At 43.9% G+C, this 996-nt stretch carries 1 protein-coding gene; it reads right to left on the bottom strand.

What is annotated here, in order from left to right; genetic code table 11:
• Positions 1-27 precede the first annotated feature (27 nt).
• Positions 28-441 carry a hypothetical protein gene (locus A3763_RS16980; protein WP_068633990.1) on the bottom strand — a complete coding sequence of 138 codons (414 nt, stop codon included), beginning with the start codon at positions 439-441 and terminating at the stop codon, positions 28-30.
• Positions 442-996: the final 555 nt, after the last annotated feature.

Genomic DNA, 996 nt, shown 5'->3' with positions numbered 1-996 from the left:
CACACGGAGTTCCGCAAGATTGCCTTGTTAACTTGCAAGTGCACTGAGTACTCCCATGACCGGTAACGCAATAATTAGAACTAGTAATAAGTATGCATAAATTACTAACAGAAAGCGCGTAAAAGAACTAAAGCCGTCACTAATTTTGTTAAAAGACTCTGAGCTTGTGAGTTGAGGCAGGTACACGTTTACTGAATCCGATGCTTTGCGTTCAACGTTGTATAAATGCGCCAACATATACCCAAAAAAACACGGCACAATCAGGAACGCAATGAGACCACCTACATTACCGCTTATGCGCTCGTTGACACCTGCGGCAATTAATAAAGTTGAAACCAAAATAGCGCTTACGACAACCACTACTAAGAGCTTCAGATAGTATGAAGGCTTCTTATTGGGCAGTTTGTTGTTGATTGCCCTCAATGGCTGATCGAACTTCATACTCTTCCTGGAAAGTTAACGCTTTTATAAACGGCGCACAGCTCTATCGTGCGTCCAACGCAGGCCACGTCTCTTTGTGGCCGGAGTGATGTTTGATGAACTGGTTAGATGTTTTAGAACACCCAACTAAACCAAACACCACGTTAAAACCTAAGTGCTTGCCTTGAGACAAAAACACCATAGATGGCGACTTTACCGGATTCCCTAGGAGCACACCACCGACGAAGCCTCTACAAATTAAAATGTACCTGAGAAACTTAAACAGCAGAACGGAACAGTTGGAAACCGTGCCACACACCCTAAAATTTTAAACGGTGGAATGCTTGATTAGAACTGAGCACTCCTTGCCGAATATTGAGCCTTAAACCTAAAGGCAAAAAAACATTTAACGCTTTTATAAACGGCGCACGGCTCTATCGTGCGTCCAACGCAGGCCACGTGTTTTTGTGGCCGGAGTGATGTTTGATGAACTGGTTAGATTTTTTAGAACACCTAACTAGCGCAACACCACGTTGTGTAGCCGCAGGCGAAACCTAAGCTTTTGACCTGAGACTA

The sequence above is a fragment of the Oleiphilus sp. HI0128 genome, from assembly GCF_001635365.1.
Note: the sequence above shows the minus strand (reverse complement) of the source record. Positions and strands in the feature narration are given on the sequence as shown.